This is a genomic window from Bradyrhizobium sp. ISRA436 (genome assembly GCF_029910015.1).
Classification (GTDB): domain Bacteria; phylum Pseudomonadota; class Alphaproteobacteria; order Rhizobiales; family Xanthobacteraceae; genus Bradyrhizobium.
This window is the reverse complement of the sequence record NZ_CP094519.1, coordinates 2,405,092-2,419,785: the sequence shown is the minus strand read 5'-3', so window position 1 is coordinate 2,419,785 and position 14,694 is coordinate 2,405,092. Positions and strand designations below refer to the sequence as shown.

13 protein-coding genes are annotated in these 14,694 nt (G+C 65.2%); 4 read left to right on the top strand and 9 right to left on the bottom strand.

All coding sequences use genetic code 11. The features are described 5' to 3' along the window. Positions 1–18: 18 nt before the first annotated feature. Both MTX23_RS11355 and MTX23_RS11350 read right to left on the bottom strand, forming a co-directional pair. The gene (locus tag MTX23_RS11355; RefSeq protein ID WP_280976722.1) at positions 19–609 is read right to left on the bottom strand and encodes a thiamine pyrophosphate-dependent enzyme; all 591 of its coding nucleotides are present in this window, start codon (positions 607–609) and stop codon (positions 19–21) included. Then, on the bottom strand, positions 606–1,139 hold the full coding sequence (locus MTX23_RS11350) for a thiamine pyrophosphate-binding protein (protein WP_280976721.1): 534 nt from the start codon (positions 1,137–1,139) through the stop codon (positions 606–608). The genes MTX23_RS11355 and MTX23_RS11350 overlap by 4 nt, the downstream gene beginning before the upstream one ends. A 313-nt stretch (positions 1,140–1,452) precedes the next feature. Between MTX23_RS11350 and MTX23_RS11345 the strand changes: the two genes are divergently transcribed. From MTX23_RS11345 to MTX23_RS11330, 4 genes are all read left to right on the top strand, one after another. Beyond that, entirely contained in the window at positions 1,453–2,676 is a 1,224-nt protein-coding gene (locus tag MTX23_RS11345) for a cytochrome P450 (protein ID WP_280976720.1), read from the top strand. A 105-nt stretch (positions 2,677–2,781) separates the two neighbouring features. Further along, positions 2,782–3,996, top strand: coding sequence for an ornithine--oxo-acid transaminase (rocD, locus tag MTX23_RS11340; protein ID WP_280976719.1), 1,215 nt, complete (start codon positions 2,782–2,784; stop codon positions 3,994–3,996). Positions 3,997–4,408: 412 nt separating this feature from the next. After that, positions 4,409–5,989, top strand: a complete 1,581-nt coding sequence (locus MTX23_RS11335; protein ID WP_280976718.1) for a Spy/CpxP family protein refolding chaperone — start codon at positions 4,409–4,411, stop codon at positions 5,987–5,989. Positions 5,990–6,136: 147 nt separating this feature from the next. After that, positions 6,137–6,814 (top strand): potassium channel family protein, encoded by a 678-nt coding sequence (locus MTX23_RS11330; protein ID WP_280976717.1) that lies wholly within the window; start codon positions 6,137–6,139, stop codon positions 6,812–6,814. Between the two features lie 52 nt (positions 6,815–6,866). Here the strand turns inward: MTX23_RS11330 and MTX23_RS11325 are convergent, their stop codons facing one another. The 7 genes from MTX23_RS11325 to MTX23_RS11295 all read right to left on the bottom strand — a co-directional run bounded on the left by MTX23_RS11325 (position 6,867) and on the right by MTX23_RS11295 (position 14,694). Then, a complete protein-coding gene (locus MTX23_RS11325; protein WP_280976716.1) occupies positions 6,867–7,730 on the bottom strand; it encodes a sugar phosphate isomerase/epimerase family protein in 864 nt (287 codons plus the stop codon). Beyond that, entirely contained in the window at positions 7,730–8,923 is a 1,194-nt protein-coding gene (locus tag MTX23_RS11320; RefSeq protein ID WP_280976715.1) for a dihydrodipicolinate synthase family protein, read from the bottom strand. Before MTX23_RS11320 ends, MTX23_RS11325 begins: the two co-directional genes overlap by 1 nt. 15 nt (positions 8,924–8,938) lie before the next feature. Further along, positions 8,939–10,090 carry a Gfo/Idh/MocA family oxidoreductase gene (locus MTX23_RS11315; protein WP_280976714.1) on the bottom strand — a complete coding sequence of 384 codons (1,152 nt, stop codon included), beginning with the start codon at positions 10,088–10,090 and terminating at the stop codon, positions 8,939–8,941. Then, positions 10,087–11,490, bottom strand: a complete 1,404-nt coding sequence (locus MTX23_RS11310) for a hypothetical protein (protein WP_280976713.1) — start codon at positions 11,488–11,490, stop codon at positions 10,087–10,089. The genes MTX23_RS11315 and MTX23_RS11310 overlap by 4 nt, the downstream gene beginning before the upstream one ends. A 222-nt stretch (positions 11,491–11,712) precedes the next feature. Further along, positions 11,713–12,561, bottom strand: a complete 849-nt coding sequence (locus MTX23_RS11305) for an ABC transporter ATP-binding protein (RefSeq protein ID WP_280976711.1) — start codon at positions 12,559–12,561, stop codon at positions 11,713–11,715. Positions 12,562–12,712: 151 nt separating this feature from the next. Then, entirely contained in the window at positions 12,713–13,708 is a 996-nt protein-coding gene (locus MTX23_RS11300) for an ABC transporter substrate-binding protein (protein WP_280978044.1), read from the bottom strand. A 176-nt stretch (positions 13,709–13,884) separates the two neighbouring features. Next, positions 13,885–14,694: an ABC transporter permease gene (locus tag MTX23_RS11295; RefSeq protein WP_280976710.1), complete on the bottom strand. Its 810-nt coding sequence runs from the start codon at positions 14,692–14,694 to the stop codon at positions 13,885–13,887.

Sequence of the window (14,694 nt, the reverse complement as noted above, 5' to 3'; positions counted from 1 at the left end):
CGCACCGCGAAAGCCGTTTTATATCGGAGTGTGCCCGAGGGACCCGCGGATGCGGTTGACGATGTAGGTGCCGTCGCGGCTGGACAGCACGCGCTCCAGATTGGCACCGTCGATCTTGACGCTGGCGAACCGAGGCCCAGTCGTAACGTCTTGTAAAGACGAGGCAAACGCCTCAACCTCGGCCAGGGTCGTGATGTTGCTCGTATCCTTGATTCCACACGCTTTGGCAACGCCGACCAGGTCGGCGGTCGACCCGGTATGGCTCGCCTGGCCGCCGGTCTCGCCATAGGCCTCATTGTCGAGCACGATGATCGAGAGGTTCTTGGGCTGCTGCAGGCCGACGGTGGCGAGGCTGCCCATGCCCATCAGCATCTCGCCGTCGCCGGTGATCACCACCACCGGCAGTGTCGGTTGCGCCAGCGCGAGCCCGAGCCCGATCATCACGGCGCCGCCCATGCCGCCCCACAGATAGAAGTTGCGGTCGTGGTCGCCGGCGGCGGCGATGTCGTAGGTGGAGGCGCCGAGGCCGCCGACGGCGATGGCGCCCTTGCGGTCCTTGAGCAGTTGCGAAACGACGGCCCGGCGGTCGAGGAGATTGGCTTTGCTCATTTGGTGAAGACCTTTGCCCCGATCAGGCGCTGTGACAGCAGAACGGCGGTTGGCGTGCAGGCGTTGTAGGCTTGGGCGGCGCCGGCCTCGACCACCTCCCGCACCTCATCCGGGTGCGAGGCGCGCAGTACCTTGATGCCGGACAGTTCGAGGACGGCCTGGGTGCTCGAGCCCATCGGCACCTGCCAGGGATTGAACTCGCCCCATTCGCCGCGCATCGTCACCAGGGCGAAGAAGGGCAAGCGGAAGATCTGCACCAAGGACAGCATGTTGATACAGTTGCCGACCCCGCTCGACTGCATCAGCAGCACGCCGCGCTGGCCGCCGGCCCAGGCGCCCGCGAGCAGCGCGACGCCCTCCTCTTCGGTCGTCAGCGCGACGCCGCGCATCGAGGACGAGCCGAGCACGCGCTCGATCAGCTGCGAATGGCCGGCATCCGGCACATAGGGCACCTGGCGCACATCGAAGCGCTGCAATATCGAAAAGATCTCCTCGGGCCAGGAGGCCGCGGTCTCGGCACGGGCATGCATCGGCGTTTCCGGTTTCAGACTGTTTAGCCTGGGACTGTAGTGGCGCCCGCGCACTTCATCAAAGCGCAAAACCGCATATGGCTCTGCGATTTACTCGCACCGCACGAGCGCTTTTCGGTTCTGATTGAATCAGAACCGAAGCTCCCGAATCTTGGCTTGGACGCGGTTTCTTCACGCAAGCCGGTATCCACTTCGCCTGAAAACGCTCTGGCGTGCGGCGAAGTGTCCCGGATGCACCGCAAATTGTGTTGCGCGGCGGCGGGGCGCGGCTTACGATAGTTGCAATTGAAACTAATCAGATTGGGCATTCGGCATGGATGTGCAGGCGCGAGAGCTGTCCGATCGTTTCGACCTCGAAAGACTGACGCCGGACTTCTACGCGAACCCCTACCCGACCTATCGTGCGCTGCGGGAGAACGCGCCGGTTAAGCGGATGCCGAACGGCTGCTACTTCCTGACCCGCTACGACGATCTCGTTATCGCCTACAAGAACACCAAGGCCTTCTCATCCGACAAGAAGAAGGAGTTCTTGCCAAAATACGGCGACTCTCTGCTCTACGAGCACCACACGACAAGCCTCGTCTTCAACGACCCGCCGGCGCACACCCGCGTGCGGCGGCTGATCATGGGCGCGCTGTCACCGCGGGCAATTGCCGGCATGGAGCCCGATTTGATCGCGCTGGTCGACAGCCTGCTCGACCGCATCGCCGCGAAAGAGCGCTTCGAACTGATCGGCGATTTCGCCTCGGCGATCCCGGTCGAGGTGATCGGCAATCTGCTCGACGTGCCGCGCGACGAGCGCGAGCCGTTGCGCGACTGGTCGCTGGCGATTTTGGGTGCGCTGGAGCCGGTGATCGGCGAGGAGGCGTTCGACCGTGGCAACAGAGCCGTGAAGGATTTCCTCGCCTATCTCGAAACCCTCGTCGAACGCCGCCGCGCCAGCCCCGGCAATCCCGACCGCGACGTGCTGACACGGCTGATCCAGGGTGAAGACAATGGCGAGCGATTGACGGCAAAGGAGCTGCTGCACAACTGCATCTTCCTGCTCAACGCCGGCCACGAGACCACCACCAATCTGATCGGCAACGGGCTCGTCGCACTCCACGAACACCCCGACCAGAAGAAGCGCCTGATCGCACAGCCTGACCTGATCAAGACCGCCGTCGAGGAAATGCTGCGCTACGAGAGTTCGAACCAGCTCGGCAACCGCATGATCGTGGAAGAGATCGCGCTTGGCGGCATCAGGATGCCGGCCGGCACGCTTGTCACGCTGTGCATCGGCGCCGCCAACCGCGACCCCGCACAATTCCCCGACCCTGAAAGCTTCGACGTCGCGCGCACGCCGAACCGCCATCTCGCCTTCGGCACCGGCGCGCATCAATGCGCCGGGATGGCGCTGGCGCGGCTTGAAGGCGCGATCGCGATCTCGCGGTTTCTTAAGCGCTTTCCGAACTACGCGCTCGACGGCGAACCAGTGCGCGGCGGCCGGGTGCGCTTCCGCGGCTTTCTCAGCGTGCCCTGCAGCATCAACGCCTAGTGCATTTTCGGCCAAGGCACTTCTCCGCGGGCGGTCCGATGCCCACATCAAGCCAAAGAGCGCTCGGGCGTTCTGTCCGGCGCGCTGCAGCAGGAGTGACGCAGGATGAGCGCATCGGTCACCGATTTCCTCGCAACCGAAGCACGCTTTGGCACCTACAATTACGAGCCGATCGGGGTCGTGCTGTCTCGCGGCGAAGGCGTCTGGGTCTGGGACACCGACGGCAACCGCTATCTCGACTGTCTCTCCGCCTATTCGGCGGTGAGCCAGGGTCACTGCCATCCGAAGATCCTGGCAGCGATGGTCGAGCAGGCGCGCCGGCTGACGCTGACCTCGCGCGCCTTCCATAACGACCAGCTCGCTCCCTTCTACCGCGAGCTCGCGGAGCTGACCGGCTCGCACAAGGTGCTGCCGATGAACAGCGGCGCCGAGGCGGTGGAGAGCGCGATCAAGACGGTGCGCAAATGGGCCTATGAGGTCAAGGGCGTGCCGGACGGGCAGGCCGAGATCATCGTCTGCGCCAATAATTTCCACGGACGCACGCTCGGCATCGTCGGCTTCTCGACCGATTCGGCGACGCGCGACCATTTCGGCCCGTTCGCGCCGGGCTTCAGGATCATCCCGTTCGGCGACGCCACAGCGCTCGAGCAGGCGATCACGCCGAACACCGCGGCCTTCCTGGTCGAGCCGATCCAGGGTGAGGCCGGCGTCATCATTCCCCCGCCGGGCTATTTCACCCGTGTGCGCGAACTGTGCACCGCGCACAATGTGATGCTCGTGCTCGACGAGATCCAGACCGGGCTCGGCCGCACCGGCAAGCTGCTCGCCGAGCAGCACGAAGGCATCGAGGCCGACGTAACGCTGCTCGGCAAGGCACTGTCGGGCGGTTTCTATCCGGTGTCTGCCGTGCTTTCCAACAACGCCGTGCTCGGCACGTTGCGGCCCGGCCAGCACGGCTCGACCTTCGGCGGCAACCCGTTGGCCTGCGCGGTGGCGCGCGCGGCGCTGCGCGTGTTGATCGAGGACGGGATGATCGAGAACGCTGCGCAACAGGGCTCGCGTTTTCTTGCAGGATTGCAGGACATCCGCGCCAACGTGATCCGCGAGGTGCGCGGGCGCGGACTGATGCTGGCGGTCGAGCTTCATCCGGAGGCCGGTGGCGCCCGCCGCTACTGCCTGGCGCTGCAGGCACGCGGCATCCTCGCCAAGGACACTCACGAGCACACCATCCGCATCGCTCCGCCGCTGGTGATCACGGCCGATCAGGTCGACTGGGCACTGGAGCGGATCACGCCTGCCCTCACGCAGGAGGTCTCCTGACAGTTCCCTGCGTCGGAAGACCGCAACGCTGGCTGTGGCCAACAACGAACGATTCCGACGTCTGTGCGTTAAAGTGCTGCGGGCGACTGGTGAACGGAGAGCTACGCTCATGCTTCCCCGGAGCGTTCGCTTTGTCGTATTTTTGATTGGTGTTTCGATGCTGGTGGCGAGCGGCGGCGCATCCGCCCAGCCACGTGGGAGGGGTGTGCCGCCGGGACTGGCGGCAAGACCGGCCGCACCGCCCGCGGCGGTGCGTCCTGCCGCTCCAATGGCGCGCGCCGCCTCTCCCGCAATGGCTCGGCCGCCTGCAATGGCTAGGCCGCCTGCAATGGCTAGGCCGCCTGCAATGGCTCGGCCACCCGCAATGGCTCGGCCGGCCGCACCTGCGTTCCGTGCGCCACAGCGACCGGCGATGGCGCCGCGCCCGGCACCGCGTTTCGCCGCCCCGTCGCCGCGCCGGGCTCCCCATATCGCCGCGCCGCGCGTAGCAATGCCTCGACCCGAATTCCGTCGTGGGGCACCGCCGCGGCGCCCGGCTCCCCATTTGGCCGCGCCGTCACGACCGAGCCCGCCGTCGCGCTTGAGCGAGCGGCCGTCGCCGACGGAGCGGATTCAACAGCGCGCGCAACAGCGTCAGCAGTTGATCCAGCAGCGCCAGCAGACGGCGCAGCAGCGGCAGCGCGAGACGCTCTCGCGCCAGACCGCGGAGCGGCAGACCCGGATCGATCGGCTCCAGCAACGCGTGCAGCAGTTGCAGTCGCAAAAGGTCGAGGGCGCGCGCGCGCAACGCGTCCATGACCGGGCACTACAGGCGCAGAACCGCCTGCTGCAACGCGAGCAGCGCGCACAGCAAGCCGACCTTGCTCGCCAGCAGCGATTGGGTCTGGCGGCGACGACGGTCGGAGTCGCAGCCGCGACCACCGCCGCCGCGCAGGCAGCTCAGCGCGAACGATTTGCCGCGCACTTCCGCGAGCAGGCGGGAGCGCAAGCCCAGGCGGCGCTTGTCGCGCGCCAAGGCGGCTGGGCACCCCGGCATTCCTGGCGACGCGGCCACCGCGCGGTGTTCGTGGCGTGGCTTGGCCCGGTGTTCTGGCCTTACGCCTATTCGGATATTTTTGACTACACGTTCTGGTCCTATGCCTACGAGCCCAGCTATTGGGCCTACGCCTACGACGACTTCGTCGACACCGTGTTCTGGGACACCAGCAGTCCCTACTCCGCCTATGCCAGCATCTATCCTGGCAACTATCCGGCGACCGGAGGCCGCTATCGGTCCCGCCAACGCGCCGAGACGAGTCCGCAGGCCATCAAGCAGCTCTGCGGAGAACCGGACAAGGGCGTCACGGCCTGGCCGCTTGCCGACATCGCGCGGGCGGTACGGCCGAACCAGGAGCAGCGCGCCCTGCTCGACGACTTGAAGACTGCCGCGGCGAAGGCTGCCGATGTCTTCAAGGACTCCTGCACGGACAGCTATGCCCTGACGCCACCCGGCCGGTTGCGGTCGATGCTGAACCGCATCAGCGCGACGCTTGAGGCGATCAAGATCGTGCGGCCCGCGCTGGAGAATTTCTACAACTCGCTCAGCGACGAGCAACAGGCCCGCTTCAATGCCCTCGGCCCGCATGTCGGCGAGCGTTCGCAGCAACAGCAGGAAGCGGCTGCGCAATCCGGGAATTGCGGCGATTCGAAATCCGACCTGGCGCAACTGCCGATCAACAGGATCGAGGCCTCGCTTCATCCGGCGGGCAAGCAGAAGGACGCGCTCGAGCGCCTGAGCGATGCGACCACAAAAGCCATCGCGGACCTGCAGGCGGCCTGCCCGAACGACGTGCCGCTGACGCCGGTCGGCCGGCTAGAGGCGATGCAGCACCGGCTCGAGGCCATGCAGAAGGCCGCCAGGCTGATCGAGCCTGCGCTGGACGAGTTCTACGCCACGCTGAGCAGCGAGCAGAAAGCACGCTTCAACACGCTGCAACAGGTCGCGAGCCACTGAGGCGGCCGGCATGCGCTGAGACCGCCGGGGGGCGTGCCCGCGCGATGCCAATCCTCCGCATTGCCTTTGCGGCCGCCGCGCAGCAATGTTTGGCACCGGCATCCTGATGTCATGCCGAATGACGGGGCAGGAATGAAGCGCGGTTGGATGAGCATCGGTGAGCTGCGCGAGCGCTGGGGCGATTCCCTGCTGACGGTGCTCACCGTCCTGATTCTGATCATGATGTTCGTGGTGGCGCCGCTGCAGGCGCTCGGCCTGTTCGAGTTCCAGATCTTCGAACTACTGCTGGCGCTGTTCCTGGTAGCGGGCGTGTTCGTGATGTCGGGCAGCGCGTTCGCGGTGGTGGCCATGCTCGTCGCGCTCGCGATGATAGTGATCGGCGCGATCTTTCGGCTGCGTTCGCCTTCGATCCTCGACCTCAATCTGTTCGCCGGCTCCTGGCTGATCGTCGGCGTCACCATGGCGGTGACGGTGGCGCGCGCGACCTTCGCGCCGGGACGCGTGACCTATCACCGCGTGATCGGTGCGATCCTGCTTTACCTCATGGTCGCAGTGATCTTCTCGGCGCTCTACACCTTCATCGGCACGCTGGTGCCGACCGCATTTTCCGGCATGAAGATCGCCGACAGCCCGACGCTGGCAAGCCAGCTGATCTATTTCTCGTTCGCCACGCTCACGACGACAGGCTATGGCGACCTCGCGCCGCTTCACCCCATCGCGCGCAGCCTGTGCAATGTCGAGGCAATCTTCGGCCAGCTCTATCCCGCAACGCTGCTGGCGCGGCTCGTCACGCTGGAGCTCGCGCACCGCGATCAGGATTCGTAACACTCAACCGTCATAGTGAGGAGCAGCGTTCGCGCCGCTCCTCAGGATGAGGTCAGACGACGGTCCGGTGCCGTTCGATGCAGGTCTTTAACACCTCGTCCATCGGCCGGCCCCACCAGTCGTCGGAAAAGATCTCGATCTCCGAATAGCCGGCAAAGCCCTGCGCCTCGACGGCTGCGCGGACCGATTTGATGTCGATCACGCCATCGCCCATCATGCCGCGGTCGTTGAGGATGTCCCTGGTCGGCACCAGCCAGTCGCAGACATGGAATGCGAGCAGCCGGTCCTTGCCGGCGCGCACGATCTGGGCGTTCAGCTCCGGGTCCCACCAGATGTGATAGACGTCGAGCGCGACGCCGATCGCGCCGGTGCGGCCGGGATCCAGCGCATCGCAGATGTCGAGCGCCTGCTTCGTGGTGTTCACGCAGGCGCGGTCTGCGGCATAGGCCGGATGCAGCGGCTCGATCGCGAGCGGCAGCTTCGCCTGCTTTGCATACTCCAGCATCTCGGCGATGCCGTCATGCACCTGCGCCCGCGCCGCCGCGATGTCCTTCGACGCCGTGCTGCCCGGCCGTGAATATTGCGGCAGGCCGCCGACCACGAGCACGATGCAGCAGGCGCCGAGCGCCTTGGCCTCGTCGACCGCGCGGCGGTTGTCGTCGCGCACAGCGCTCTGGTGCGCGGCGTCGGCCGAGAACATGCCGCCGCGGCAATAGCCGGAAAGATCAAGCCCGGCGTCCTTCACCGCGCGCACTGCGCGTTCGAGCCCGATGCTGGCGACCTGGTCGCGCCAGGGATCGATGGCGCGGATGCCGTGCCGCGCGCAGGCCTCGATGATGGCGACGAGATCACCCTGCTTGCGGACGGTGGCCGTGTTCAGCGACAGCCAGCGATGATCGTTGGAAAAGTCGCGCATCAGGCGTCGATGCCGCGCATGGCGAGGATCATCGTCATCCGGCGCGTCGCTAATTCCGGATTCGCGAGCAGCCCGGCCTTGTCGGCGAGCCGGAACAGCTCGGCGAGATGCAGGGTCGAGCGCGCGCTCTCCTGTCCGCCGACCATCGTGAAATGATCCTGATGGCCGTTGAGATAGGCCATGAGCACGATGCCGGTCTTGTAGAAGCGCGTCGGCGCCTTGAAGATGTGCCGCGACAGCGGCACCGTCGGCCCCAACACGTCGTGGAAGCCGGCCTCGTCGCCCACCGCGAGCCGCGACAGCGCGTAGGACGCGGCCGGTGCGATCGCATCGAAGATGCCGAGCAGCGCGTGGGAAAAGCCCTTGTCGTCGCCGGCGATCAGTTCGGCATAGTTGAAGTCGTCGCCGGTATACATCTTGACGCGCGGATCGAGCCGCCGTCGCATGTCGATCTCCCGCTGCTTGTCGAGCAGCGACACCTTGACACCGTCGACCTTGGCCGCGTTGGCGTTGATGATCGCAACCGCGGTGTCCATCGCCTTGTCGAGATCGGCGGCACCCCAATAACCCGTCAGCGCCGGATCGAACATGTCGCCGAGCCAGTGAATGATCACGGGCTCGCCGACCTGCGACAGCACGCGGTCATAGACTTTGGCGTAATCCTCCGCACTCTTGCCGAGTTTTGCCAATGCGCGCGAGGCCATCAGGATGATGCGGCCGCCGACCTTCTCCACTGCGGCGATCTGCTCCTCATAGGCGCGGATCACGTCGTCGATCGTCTTCGCATCCTCTACCGCGAGATGATCGGTGCCCGCGCCGGAGAACATCAGCGCGTTGCCCCGCGCCTTCGCCGCCTTCACCGAACGCTGGATCAGTTCCAGCGAGGTCGCCCAATCGAGCCCCATGCCACGTTGCGCGGTGTCCATTGCCTCGGCGACACCGAGGCCGAGGTCCCAGACATGCTCACGGAATGCGATGGTGCGGTCCCAGTCGATTGCCGCGGTCAGCCACGGATCGACGTCGGCGTGCGGGTCGGCCACCACATGCGCGGCCGAGAACGCCACGCGGTTCAGCGTGCCCTCGAGCTTTGCCGGAAAGCTGCGGGAGGCTGCGAGGCGATAGGTCTCGAGGCCACCGCCTGCGGTCGGCAGCTTCAGCGACAGGGATGATTTCGGCAGGACCGGCTTGCTCATGACGAAGTCCTCATCTCAGACCACGATCGGTGCGACATCAATCCAGCGCCGCTCCCTCCAGCTCTTCAGCGCGCATTCGGCAAGCTGCACGCCCTTGGCGCCTTCGAGCAGCGTGTATTTGTAGGGCGCATCCTCGCAGACATGGCGGATGAACATCTCCCACTGCTCCTTGAAGCCGTTGTCGTAGACGACGTTCTCAGGCAGCTTCTGCCAGTCGGCATAGAAGTCATGCAGCCGCTTCTCGTCGGGATTCCACACCGGCCGCGGCGTCGCCTGGCGCGCCTGGATCATGCAGTCGGTCAGGCCGGCGACCGCCGAGCCATGGGTGCCGTCGACCTGGAAGGTGACGAGGTCGTCGCGATAGACCCGCGTCACCCAGCTCATGTTGATATGCGCGATCACGCCGCCCTTCAGCTTGAAGGTGGCATAGGCGGAATCATCCGCTGTCGCCTGGTACTTCTTGCCCTTCTCGTCGTAGCGCTCGGGAATGTCCGTCGTGCCGATGCAGACCACGCTCTCGACCTCGCCGAACAGATTGTCGAGCACGTAGCGCCAGTGGCAGACCATGTCCAAAATGATGCCGCCGCCGTCCTCGGCGCGGTAGTTCCACGACGGCCGCTGCGCTTCCTGCCAGCCGCCCTCGAACACCCAGTAGCCGAACTCGCCGCGCACCGAGAGCATGCGGCCGAAGAAACCGGAGTCGCGCAGGAAGGCAAGTTTCTTCAGTCCCGGCAGGAACAGCTTGTCCTGCACCGTGCCGTGCTTGAGGCCCTTCGCGTTGGCGAGCTTCACGACCTCGACCGCCTCTTCCAGCGTGGTCGCGATCGGCTTCTCGCAATAGACGTGCTTGCCGGCGTTGATCGCCTTGGTCAGCAGCGAGGGCCGCGCCTGCGTGGTCGCGGCGTCGAAGAACACGGTGTCGCCCTTGTCGGCCAGTGCGCGATCGAGATCGGTGGTAGAGCGCGCGATGTTGAAGCGCTTTGCCAATGCGGCCACTTTCTCCGCATCGCGACCGACCAGGATCGGATCCGGCATGATGCGGTCGCCGTTCGACAACAGCACGCCGCCCTGGTCGCGGATCGCGACGATCGAGCGGATCAGGTGCTGGTTGAGCCCCATTCGGCCGGTGACGCCGTTCATGATCAGGCCGAGGCGTTTGGTCGTCATAGTGCTTGCTCCTGCGAAACGCGTGGGGTTGGCCGCTGCAGCGGCTGCATGGTGGACCAGTCCGGATGAACGGAGCTGGCAAAGCCGGGTGCCGTCAGCGATCCCGTCAGGAGATCGCCGTCATGGATCGAGAGGCGCACCTTGCCGCCGTCGCGGGTGTAGAGATCCGGGTGCGCCGTGAGGAAGGCGTCGGCTTCTGCCGCCGGCGTCTCGGCAAAGCCATCGACATAATGGTGCCCGTTGCGCTCGGCATGAGTAACTCCGATCAGCGCGCCCAGCGCGAGATCCTGCTGCACGCCGAGCCCGGCCTGGCAGGTCAGATCCTCGCCGCTGATGAAATGCCGAGCCCCATTCACACTCCATATGGTCGCGCGCGTCGCGTTGATGATCGACTTGTAGATCCCCTTGCAGGATTTCGACGAGATGCCGCGATAGCCGAGCGCACGCGCCACCGGGAACGCGTCATAGGAATCGTCGGCCTCGTCGATGATGAAATTGCGCGCGGCGAGCCCGCCGAGCGGCGCGGCTTTCGTGATGTCGCGCGGCATTGGCTGCTCGATATAGAGCAGGTTCGATGAGATCGGCGCGAGCGCTGCGTCATGGTCGAGCCGGTCGACCAGCGCGTTCAGCGCGGCGAGATCGGCGTATTGCTCATTGGCGTCGAGCGTGACCTTGGTGGCGTACGGTAGCCGAGCCAGCTCCTTGCCGATCCGCGCCAGCCGCGCCGCGTCATGCGCGGGATCGCCGTTCAGCTTGAGCTTGAAGTAGCGCGCGCTGGCGTTTTCCTTGGGGTCAGCGACGCCGCCCTCGCCTTCGATCCTGTCGTCCATTCCGACCGTATGCCTGACGGCAACACGGTCGAGCCGCCGGCGGGTCGCGAGGAAGCGCGCGATCGCCGCATCATCGAGATCGGGCGTCAGCCGTGCATCGATGCCGGCAATATTGGCGGCCATGCCGTCGAAAAAGCTGACCCCGACGCCGCGCAACAGCGCATCCAGGATCGCCTTGTCGATCTCGGCGGGGCCATAGGCTGCGGCAAGCGGCGGGACGTCCTCCTTCGCACAGGCCGCCACCTGCGCGCCAATGCATCTGGCGTGCAGGCCGAACGCGGTGTCAAAACCCGTGTTTGCCAGATACAGCTCGCGCGCGATCGCGAGCGAGCGGCGCAGTTCATCGACCGTCTCGTCCGGCGCCAGATGCGGCCGCTTGTCGAACCATTTGGGCGCCATCATCTCGGCGCTGGCGCCGGTCGCGTGTCCCTTGCCCTCCACCTCGATCTCGACCCACACGAACATCTGCGGCGCCGCATTGATGGTGACCGCGCCAAAGCGGAACGGCCGGGCGAAAGCGACCGGACGTTCGAAGAAGGCGATATCACGAACTGCGAGACGAAGCGGCATCACAATGTATCGTGGAGCGTTGCGAACATGGGTCGCGGCACGCTGGTCGCCTCTCCCTCCCCCCGCTCTTGCGGAAAGGGGGTTGGGGTGAGGGGCGTCTCCGCAAAGGCGGACTCGCGGATAGCCCCCCTCACCCGGAATTTGCGTGTCGCGCAAATTCCGGCCTCCCCCCGCAAGCGGGGCGAGGTAATCGGAAAGCTCCTCGCGATCTGTATGCCCATCTCAATCCAGCGAGCCCTGCGTGAAGAAATGCTTCCGGATCTGCTGCACCAGCTCGGTGAAGACCGGATCGGACATCGAATCCAGCGAGCGCGGCCGCGGCAGCGGCACGTCGTAGATCGCGGCGATCGCGCCGGGCCGCTCGGTCATCACGAGCACCCGGTCGGCGAGGAACACGGCTTCCGGAATCGAGTGCGTGATCAAGAGCACCGTCTTGCCGGTCTCGCGCTGGATCCGCATCAGCTCCACGTTCATGCGCTCGCGCGTCATGGCGTCGAGCGCGCCGAACGGCTCGTCCATCAGCATGATCTTGGGATCGTGCACCAGCGCACGGCAGATCGAGGCCCGCTGCTGCATGCCGCCGGAGAGCTGCCAAGGCAGCTTCTTCTCGAAGCCTTCGAGCCCGACCAGCTTCAAGAGCTCCTTGGCGCGATCGAGATATTTGTTCCGCGGCAGCTGCTTCATGTCGATCGGCAGCATCACGTTGGAGAGGATGTTGCGCCACGGCAGCAGCAGCGCGTTCTGGAACACGATGCCGACATTGCCGTGCGGCTTGGTCACGGGCTCGCCGTCGACCAGCACCTCGCCGGTCGTCGGCGGCAGCAGGCCCGAGATCATCTTGAGCAGCGTGGACTTGCCGCAGCCGGACGGGCCGACCACGACGAAGAACTCGCCGTCATTGATGGTGAAGTCGAGCGGCCGTAGCGACGGCACGTCGCCGTCGCGCGACCGGTAGGTCTTCGAGACGCCGGAAAGCGTGATCCCCGGCGTGGCGCCGTCCACACGGTCCGAGACCAGGCGCAAATGGGCAGCGGGCTGGTCGGCAGAGCTTAGTTTGGTCGCTGGCTTCATACGGCTAGGCCCAATTCAAAGCGGTTAGTCCTCGTCGTCCTTCCGGGATGGTCCGAAGGACCAGACTCGGAATCTCAAGATTCTCAGATGTGCAATTGCACATCATAGTTCGATGCTTCGCATCGCCCCGGAATGACGGCGCCAGTTGCGCTCACGAGTCGCCCTTCGGCAGGTAGTCGTTGGTATAGAACGCCTTCGGATTGTCCTTGGCCTTGGCGTCGAGACCGCCATACTCGACCATCAGATTGACCGAGTCGGTCATGTTCTGGTCGGTGACCTGAAACGGCCGCTTGGTCTTGGTCTCCGGCGTGCGGTAGAGCGGGATCGTCAGCTCGAAGCCTTGCGTCAGCGTGTCGATCTTGCCACCCTTCGGGTTGGCGTCGAGGATCGATTGCGCGGCAGCGTTCGGATCCTTCTCGGCGGCTTCCACCGCCTTCGTGGTCGCCGACATGAAGCGGCGGACGAGATCGGGATTGGCCTTCACATAGGCGGTGTTGGCGATGATGCCCGACGACACCATGTTGATGCCGTAGTCGGCGAACTTGATTGGATAGACGTCCTTGCCGGTCGCATCCTTGATCTTCATCGACTGGTCCATGACGTAGCCGAGCAAGAGATCGGCCTGCCCGTTGATCACGGCGTTGAGCTTGGTCTGGCCGTCGCCGGCCACGGTGTGGAAATCGCTTTCCTTCAGGCCGGTCTTCTTCAGGAACAGCGGCCAGATCTGCGTCATCGAATCCGCCGGCGTGATCGCGACCGTCTTGCCCTTGATGTCCTCGGGCTTGCGGATGTCCTTGTCGGCAAATCCCATCGCCGACATCGGGCTGGTCTGCAGCAGCACGCCGGTAGCGATAACGGGCGCGCCCTTCACTGCCGCGCGCATCATGGTGGGCACGTCGACATAGCCGAAATCGGCGGTCTTGGCGGCCACGGCCTGGGTGGTCGCGGCCGAGCCGCGGCCTTCCTGGATCTCCAGGTCGATGCCTTCGGCAGCATAGATGCCCTTGGCCTTGCCGTAATAGAACGGCGCATGCTCGCCATAGACGTACCAGTTCAGCATCAGCACGACCTTGTCGGCGGCGGATGCCGGCACTACCCCTGATATAGTCCAGGCCAGCGCGGCAATGACAGCAATGATCAATCGCATCAGATAATCCTCCCGTTGTTTCTTGTCGTCACGGCGAGGGGCGCCAGCGACGACTTGTCCGCCGAAGCCTTTGGCGAAGGCGGAAGCAATCCACTCCTCTGCTTGTGGCGCCATGGATTGCTTCGCTTCGCTCGCAATGACGGCTGCTCGTCTCTTTGTGTAGCTCTGCGATAACCCTACGAAGCGAAGATGATGTCGTCGCGCTGGCTGACGTGCCAGGGGATCACCAGCCGCTCGATGCGGTCGACGATCCAGAACAGAATCACCCCGAGCAGCGCCAGGATCACCAGCGCCGCGAACATCGTCGGCAGGTCGAACGTGCCGATCGAGCGCTGCATCACATATCCGATACCGGAGTTGGAGCCGACGAACTCGCCGACGACGGCGCCGACCACAGCGAGCGTCACCGACACTTTCAGGCCGGAGAAGATCGCGGGCATCGCATGCGGCAGGTTGACGGCGCGGAATACCTGGAAGCGGCTGCCCTGCATCGCGCGCGCCAGATCGACCATGTCGGGGTCCACGGACTTGAAGCCCTGCACCGCCGAGACCACCACCGGGAAGAAGCCGAGCAGGAACGCCGAGATCACCTTGGGAATGATGCCGAAGCCGAACCACACGACGAACAGCGGCGCGATCGCGATCTTCGGCACCGACTGCGAGAACACCAGCAGCGGATAGACGTAGCTCTCCACCGTCTTCGAGCCGGCGATCAGCATCGCGACGGGAATGCCGAACAGCGCCGAGAGCAGGAAGCCGCAGATGGTGGCATAGGTGGTCGGCCAGGACTGCTGCAGCAGCTCCGGCCAGTCGCTCCAAAGCACCGCGACGACATCGCCGGGCGACGGGATCTGGTAGGCCGGGATTTCGAACAGGCGGATCGAAAGATCCCAGGCCGCCACGATGACGACCAGGAATAGCAACGGGCGCACCCACGCCGCATTCAGCACCTTCGACACGCCTGAAGGGCTCTTCGCCTCCGCCAC

Bases quoted from the DNA above. Each gene is read 5' to 3' on its own strand.
- MTX23_RS11315 (WP_280976714.1), bottom strand. From the start codon at position 10,090: ATGACGACCAAACGCCTCGGCCTGATCATGAACGGCGTCACCGGCCGA.
- MTX23_RS11325 (WP_280976716.1), bottom strand. From the start codon at position 7,730: ATGCGCGACTTTTCCAACGATCATCGCTGGCTGTCGCTGAACACGGCC.
- MTX23_RS11350 (WP_280976721.1), bottom strand. From the start codon at position 1,139: ATGCATGCCCGTGCCGAGACCGCGGCCTCCTGGCCCGAGGAGATCTTT.
- MTX23_RS11330 (WP_280976717.1), top strand. From the start codon at position 6,137: ATGAGCATCGGTGAGCTGCGCGAGCGCTGGGGCGATTCCCTGCTGACG.
- MTX23_RS11310 (WP_280976713.1), bottom strand. From the start codon at position 11,490: ATGCCGCTTCGTCTCGCAGTTCGTGATATCGCCTTCTTCGAACGTCCG.
- MTX23_RS11335 (WP_280976718.1), top strand. From the start codon at position 4,409: ATGGCGCCGCGCCCGGCACCGCGTTTCGCCGCCCCGTCGCCGCGCCGG.
- rocD (WP_280976719.1), top strand. From the start codon at position 2,782: ATGAGCGCATCGGTCACCGATTTCCTCGCAACCGAAGCACGCTTTGGC.
- MTX23_RS11345 (WP_280976720.1), top strand. From the start codon at position 1,453: ATGGATGTGCAGGCGCGAGAGCTGTCCGATCGTTTCGACCTCGAAAGA.
- MTX23_RS11300 (WP_280978044.1), bottom strand. From the start codon at position 13,708: ATGCGATTGATCATTGCTGTCATTGCCGCGCTGGCCTGGACTATATCA.
- MTX23_RS11305 (WP_280976711.1), bottom strand. From the start codon at position 12,561: ATGAAGCCAGCGACCAAACTAAGCTCTGCCGACCAGCCCGCTGCCCAT.
- MTX23_RS11355 (WP_280976722.1), bottom strand. From the start codon at position 609: ATGAGCAAAGCCAATCTCCTCGACCGCCGGGCCGTCGTTTCGCAACTG.
- MTX23_RS11320 (WP_280976715.1), bottom strand. From the start codon at position 8,923: ATGAGCAAGCCGGTCCTGCCGAAATCATCCCTGTCGCTGAAGCTGCCG.